Genomic DNA, 6,510 nt, shown 5'->3' with positions numbered 1-6,510 from the left:
CGCGACCCCAAACCCGCCTCCAAAGCGGCGCTGGGTACCCAGAGTCGGGGGGGCGGCGCCCGGGCCCCCCCGGGGGCCCCCCCCTCGCCGTGTTGACGCGGGGTCAGGGTCAGTCCAGCAGGCCGAGGCGGCGGGCGGCCGCCTCCGGGTCGATCGGGACGACCTGCGGCTGGGGCGCGCCGGCCACCGCCCAGTCCGGGTCCTTGAGGCCGTTGCCGGTGACGGTGCAGACGATCCGCTGGCCGGGGTCGACCAGTCCGGCTTCGGCCTTGGCCAGCAGGCCGGCCACCGAGGCGGCCGAGGCGGGCTCCACGAAGACGCCCTCCTGCGCGGCCAACAGCCGGTAGGCGGAAAGGATCTGGCGGTCCGTCACCTTGTCGATGAGGCCGCCGGACTCGTCCCGGGCGGCCAGCGCGTAGTCCCAGGAGGCCGGGTTGCCGATCCGGATCGCGGTGGCGATGGTCTGCGGCTTGAGGACCGGGGCGCCGTCCACGATGGGTGCGGAGCCGGAGGCCTGGAAGCCCCACATCCGGGGGGTCCTGGAGGAGAGGCCGTCCGCCGCGTACTCGCGGTAGCCCTTCCAGTAGGCGGTGATGTTGCCCGCGTTGCCGACCGGGAGGACGTGGATGTCGGGGGCGTCTCCGAGCATGTCGACGATCTCGAAGGCGGCGGTCTTCTGGCCCTCGATGCGCACCGGGTTGACCGAGTTGACCAGGGCGACCGGGTACTTCTCGGACAGGTCGCGGGCGAGCGTCAGGCAGTCGTCGAAGTTGCCGTCGACCTGGAGGATCTTCGCGCCGTGCACCAGGGCCTGGCCCATCTTGCCGAGGGCGATCTTGCCCTGCGGGACGAGGACGGCCGAGACCATGCCGGCCCGCACCGCGTAGGCGGCGGCGGAGGCGGAGGTGTTGCCGGTGGAGGCGCAGATGACGGCCTGGGCGCCGTCCTCCTTGGCCTTGGAGATGGCCATGGTCATCCCGCGGTCCTTGAAGGAGCCGGTCGGGTTGGCGCCTTCGACCTTGAGGTAGACGTCGCAGCCGGTGCGCTCGGAGAGCACCTGGGCGGGGACGAGCGGCGTGCCGCCCTCCAGCAGGGTGACCACCGGCGTGGCGGCGGTGACCGGGAGGCGGTCGCGGTACTCCTCGATGAGGCCGCGCCACTGGTGGGTGTGGACGCCTCGGGCAGCGTTTCCGGCAAGGGCGTTCATGGTTTCCTACTCCCCTTCGACCCGCATGATGCTGGCCACGTCGCGCACGCTGTCCAGTGCGCGGAGCTTGTCGACCGTCGCCGAGAGGGCGGCGTCGGTGGCGCGGTGGGTGACCACGACGAGCGCGGCGTCGCCGTCGCGGCCCTGCTGGCGCACGGTGTCGATGGAGACGCCGTGCTCGGCGAAGACCGACGCGACCTGGGCGAGCACGCCGGCCCGGTCGTCCACGTCGAGGCTGACGTGGTAGCGGGTGACCACCTCGTCCATCGGCTTGGCGGGCAGCTGGGCGTAGACCGAGTCGCCGGGGCCGGTGGTGCCGTTGACCTTGTTGCGGCAGACCGCGACCAGGTCGCCGAGGACCGCGGAGGCGGTCGGCGAGCCGCCCGCGCCGGGGCCGTAGAACATCAGCCGGCCGGCCGCCTCGGCCTCCACGAACACCGCGTTGTAGGCCTCGCGGACGGAGGCCAGCGGGTGGCTGAGCGGGATCATCGCCGGGTGGACCCGGGCGGTGACCGAGGCGCCGTCGGCGGCGCGCTCGCAGATCGCCAGCAGCTTGACCACGCAGCCCATCTGCTTGGCGGAGGCGATGTCGGCGGCGGTGACCTCCGTGATGCCCTCGCGGTAGACGTCGGCGGCGGTCACCTTGGTGTGGAAGGCGATCCCGGCCAGGATGGCGGCCTTCGCGGCGGCGTCGAAGCCCTCCACGTCGGCGGTCGGGTCGGCCTCGGCGTAGCCCAGCGCGGTGGCCTCCTCCAGCGCCTCGGAGTAGCCGGCGCCGGTGGTGTCCATCTTGTCGAGGATGAAGTTGGTGGTGCCGTTGACGATGCCCAGCACCCGGTTCACCTTGTCGCCGGCCAGCGACTCGCGCAGCGGGCGCAGCAGCGGGATGGCTCCGGCCACGGCGGCCTCGTAGTAGAGGTCGGCGCCGGCCGCGGCGGCCGCGGCGTGCAGTTCGGCGCCGTCCTTGGCGAGCAGCGCCTTGTTGGCGGAGACCACCGAGGCGCCGCCCTCGAAGGCTTTCAGGATCAGCGATTTGGACGGCTCGATGCCGCCCACGACCTCAATCACCACGTCGATGTCGCCGCGGCCGACCAGGGCCTCGGCGTCGGTGGTGAGCAGGTGCTCGGGCACCCCGGGGCGGGGGCGCCCGGCCCGCCGGACCGCGATGCCCGCGAGCTCCACCGGGGCGCCGATGCGCGCGGCGAGGTCGTCGGCCGTCGTCGTCATGATGCGCGCCACCTCGGAGCCCACCACACCACAGCCCAGCAACGCCACCTTCAGCGGGCGCGTACGCATCATCCGACTCCGCTCTGCATTCTTCGGTCCCCGGCGGGGCGATTCGGTGTCCCCGGGGGCTTTCCTGTCCGTACCAGTCTCCGGGACTTTCCGCACGGATCTACGGCCGGTCCACGTTCTGAGACGAAAATTTCGTCAGCCGATATCGAGGCGCAGGAGATCCTGTTCCGTCTCGCGGCGGACGATGGCCCGGGCGGCACCGTCGGCGACGGCCAGCACGGGGGGCTTGAGGGCGTGGTTGTAGTTGCTCGCCATCGACCGGCAGTAGGCGCCGGTGGCGGGCACCGCGATCAGGTCGCCGGGGGCCAGGTCGGCGGGCAGGAAGGCGTCCCGGACCACGATGTCGCCGGACTCGCAGTGCTTGCCGACCACCCGGACCAGCATCGGCTCGGCCTCGCTGGTGCGGGAGACCAGCGCCACCGAGTACTCGGCGTCGTACAGCGCGGTGCGGATGTTGTCGGACATGCCGCCGTCCACGCTGACGTAGGTGCGCAGGCCCTCCAACTGCTTGACGGTGCCGACCTCGTACAGCGTGAACGCGGTCGGGCCGACGATCGCCCGGCCGGGCTCGACGGAGATCCGAGGGGCCGTCAACTGCGCCGCGGCGCACTCGCGTCGGACGATCTCGCCGAGCCGGGCGGCGATCTCGGCGGGTTCCCGCGGGTCGTCGTCGGGGGTGTAGGCGATGCCGAGGCCGCCGCCGAGGTCGATCTCCGGCAGTTCGATCCCGTGCTCGTCGCGGACCTCGGCGAGCAGGCCGACCACCCGGCGGGCGGCCACCTCGAAGCCGGCGAAGTCGAAGATCTGCGAGCCGATGTGCGAGTGGATGCCGCGCAGTTCGAGGCTCGGCTTGGCGAGCACCCGGCGGACCGCCTCGGCGGCCGCGCCCCCGTTCAGCGAGAGGCCGAACTTCTGGTCCTCGTGCGCGGTGGCGATGAACTCGTGGGTGTGCGCCTCGACGCCGACGGTGATCCGGATCAGCACCGGCTGGCGGACGCCCTGCGCCTCGGCGATCTCGGCGAGCCGCTCGATCTCCAGGTAGGAGTCGAGCACGATGTGCCCGACGCCGGCCTTCACGGCCTGCTCCAGCTCCTGCACCGACTTGTTGTTGCCGTGCAGCGCGATGCGCTCCCCCGGCATGCCGGCCGCCAGCGCCACGTGCAGCTCGCCGGAGGAGCACACGTCGACGTTGAGGCCCTCCTCGTGCAGCCAGCGGACCACGGCCTTGGACAGGAACGCCTTGCCGGCGTAGTACACGTCGGCGTCGTCGCCGAACGCGTCCCGCCAGGCCCGGGCGCGGGCCCGGAAGTCGGCCTCGTCCAGGACGTAGGCGGGGGTGCCGAACTCGGCGGCCAGGGTGCGGACGTCGATGCCGCCGACGGTGGCGACGCCGTCCGCGTTGCGGGCGACGGTGCGCGACCAGACCTTCGGGTCGAGGGCGTTCAGGTCGGCGGGCGGGGCCTGGTAGTGGCCCTCGGGCAGGACGTCGCCGTGCCGGGGTCCTGCGGGGTGGGCGGAGCGAGACATGTGCGTGGACTTCCTCGACCTATGGCAAGGGGCGGCGACCGGTCTCCGTCGACCGGTCGGCCGCCCCCGCATCGTGCTGCGCTTGGGGGTTGTGGTGCGTTACATCCGCTCGGGCGCCGAGACGCCCAGCAGGCCGAGCCCGTTGGCGAGCGTCGTTCGCGTGGCGTCGGCGAGCCAGAGGCGGGCGTGCGTGAGGTCGGTGACCTCCTCGTCGCCCTTCGGCAGGATCTGGCAGTTGTCGTAGAACCGGTGGTAGGCGCGGGCCAGCTGCTCCAGGTAGGTGGCGACGTGGTGCGGCTCGCGCAGCTCGCCGGCCTTGGCGAGCACGCGCGGGAACTCGCCGAGCTGGCCGAGCAGGTTGTTCTCCCACTCGGTGTCCAGCAGCTCCGGTTTGAAGTCCGCGCTGCGCTCGATGCCCTTCTCCGCCGCGTTGCGCGCCACGGAGCACATCCGGGCGTGCGCGTACTGCACGTAGAACACCGGGTTCTCGGCGGTCTGGCTGGTCACCACGTCGATGTCGATGGTGATGGTGGAGTCGGTGGACTGCCGGACCAGCATGTAGCGGGCGGCGTCCACGCCGATCCAGTCGATCACGTCGTCGATCGTGATGATGTTGCCGGCGCGCTTGGAGAGGCGGACCTCCTTGCCGTCGCGCAGCATCTTCACGAACTGGCCGATCATCACCTCGATGTTGCGGTCCATGTCGTCGCCGGCGCAGGCCGCGATGGCCTTGAGGCGGTTGACGTAGCCGTGGTGGTCGGCGCCGAGCATGTAGACCGAGACCTCCGCGCCGCGGTCCCGCTTGCTCAGGTAGTAGGCGGCGTCGGCGGCGAAGTAGGTGGTCTCGCCGTCGGCCTTGATCAGGACGCGGTCCTTGTCGTCGCCGAAGTCGGTGGTGCGCAGCCAGATCGCGCCGTCCCGGTCGAAGACGTGGCCCTGCTCGCGCAGCCGCTCGATGGCCTTCTCCACGGCGCCGGAGTCGTGCAGCGTCTGCTCGGAGAACCAGGTGTCGAAGTGCACCCCGAACTCGGCCATGGAGCGCTGGATCTCGGCGACCATCAGCTTCAGGCCCTCGGTGCGGAAGGCCTGCAGCTGCTCGTCCTCGGGCAGGTCCAGGATGCCGGGCACGCCGTCGGTGACGGCCTTGGCGATGTCGGTGATGTACTCGCCGACGTAGCCGTCCTCGGGCGCGGGCTGCCCGTTGGCGGCGGCCTTCAGCGACTTGGCGAACTTGGTGATCTGCACGCCGGCGTCGTTGAGGTAGTACTCGGTGGACACCTCGGCGCCGGACGCCTTGAGGACGCGCGCCAGCGAGTCGCCGACGGCGGCCCAGCGGACGCCGCCGATGTGGATCGGGCCGGTCGGGTTCGCCGAGACGAACTCCAGGTTGATCTTCAGGCCCTTGAGCGCCTCGTTGCGGCCGTACGCCTCGCCGGCCTCGACGATGGTGCGCGCCAGCTCGCCCTGGGTGGCGGCGTCCAGCGTGATGTTCAGGAAGCCCGGACCGGCGATGTCGACCTTGGCGACGCCGGTGATCTCTCGGAGGCGGGCGGAGAGGATCTCCGCGACGGCTCGCGGCGGCTTGCCGGCCGGCTTCGCGAGCTGGAGGGCCACGTTGGTGGCGTAGTCGCCGTGGTCCCTGTTCTTGGGCCGCTCGACCGTCACGTGCGCGGGCACGTCGACGGTCAGCTCGCCGGCCTGGACGGCGGCGCTGACGGCGGCCTGGACTGCCTGGGAGAGTTCTGCGGGTGTCACGGGCCCAAGCCTAGGCGAGACGGGGTGGTCGACCGCCACTCGGTTTGCGCAACGGGGCGCGCGTCGTGCCGCCGGCTGTGCTTCGTCTCGTCGGACCGCGCCGCAGACGGGCACATCTCAGGGGCGTGCCTCGTCCGGCGGAACAAGTTCCTGCGACTGTTCGCTCAGGGCGAAATCCCGCGGGTTCCGGGCGGCCTGGCCCGCCGAACTGCCGAAGTCGTACGCGAAGCGGCGCCCGGCCCCCGCCGCGGCCGGCCGGTCCATCGCCCGCAGCCGGCGCACCAGCTCCACCAGGTCGGCCGGGTCGAACGGCTTCGCCAGGTAGCCGTCCACGCCCACCGACTCGCCGCGCTCCAGGTCCGCCGGGGTGCAGGCGCTGACGATCGCGATCGGCAGGTGCGCGGTCTGCCACGCGGCGCGCAGCCGGGCCGCCGTCCGCAGGCCGTCCAGCCGGGGCATCATCACGTCCAGCGTCACCACGTCCGGCGCGACCCGGCGGACCACCTCCAGGCACTCGGCACCGTCGGCGGCGGTCACCACCTCGAAGCCCTCCAGCTCCAGGTTGACCTTGATCAGTCGGCGGATCACCTCGCTGTCGTCCACCACGAGGACCCGCCCCGACGTCGCCGCCACCTCACCGAGGGTAGCCGCGGTCCGCCCTCCCCGTCCGGCCTTTCCGCTACTTGCCGGTTGCCCTGACGGCCCGTCGGACACCCCCGCCGGAA

General features: G+C 72.0%; 5 protein-coding genes. All 5 read right to left on the bottom strand.

Annotation, left to right across the window (positions count from 1 at the left end):
- Window positions 1–109 precede the first annotated feature (109 nt).
- Window positions 110–1,207: a threonine synthase gene (thrC, locus tag ACFV1L_RS03820; RefSeq protein ID WP_380362589.1), complete on the bottom strand. Its 1,098-nt coding sequence runs from the start codon at window positions 1,205–1,207 to the stop codon at window positions 110–112.
- A 6-nt stretch (window positions 1,208–1,213) separates the two neighbouring features.
- A complete protein-coding gene (locus tag ACFV1L_RS03815; RefSeq protein WP_035866108.1) occupies window positions 1,214–2,506 on the bottom strand; it encodes a homoserine dehydrogenase in 1,293 nt (430 codons plus the stop codon).
- Window positions 2,507–2,638: 132 nt separating this feature from the next.
- On the bottom strand, window positions 2,639–4,030 hold the full coding sequence (gene lysA, locus ACFV1L_RS03810; RefSeq protein WP_380362587.1) for a diaminopimelate decarboxylase: 1,392 nt from the start codon (window positions 4,028–4,030) through the stop codon (window positions 2,639–2,641).
- 99 nt (window positions 4,031–4,129) lie between these two features.
- Window positions 4,130–5,785 carry an arginine--tRNA ligase gene (gene argS / locus ACFV1L_RS03805; RefSeq protein ID WP_380362586.1) on the bottom strand — a complete coding sequence of 552 codons (1,656 nt, stop codon included), beginning with the start codon at window positions 5,783–5,785 and terminating at the stop codon, window positions 4,130–4,132.
- Window positions 5,786–5,902: 117 nt separating this feature from the next.
- Window positions 5,903–6,418, bottom strand: a complete 516-nt coding sequence (locus ACFV1L_RS03800; RefSeq protein WP_380362584.1) for a response regulator — start codon at window positions 6,416–6,418, stop codon at window positions 5,903–5,905.
- Window positions 6,419–6,510 lie beyond the last annotated feature (92 nt).

The organism is Kitasatospora sp. NPDC059646 (assembly GCF_042734615.1).
In the GTDB taxonomy this organism is placed as follows: domain Bacteria; phylum Actinomycetota; class Actinomycetes; order Streptomycetales; family Streptomycetaceae; genus Kitasatospora.
This window is presented reverse-complemented; position numbering and strand designations above follow the sequence as displayed.

What these genes read in the sequence shown, in the direction of transcription:
- ACFV1L_RS03815 (WP_035866108.1), bottom strand. Translation starts at nt 2,506, where the DNA reads ATGATGCGTACGCGCCCGCTGAAGGTGGCGTTGCTGGGCTGTGGTGTG.
- thrC (WP_380362589.1), bottom strand. Translation starts at nt 1,207, where the DNA reads ATGAACGCCCTTGCCGGAAACGCTGCCCGAGGCGTCCACACCCACCAG.
- lysA (WP_380362587.1), bottom strand. Translation starts at nt 4,030, where the DNA reads ATGTCTCGCTCCGCCCACCCCGCAGGACCCCGGCACGGCGACGTCCTG.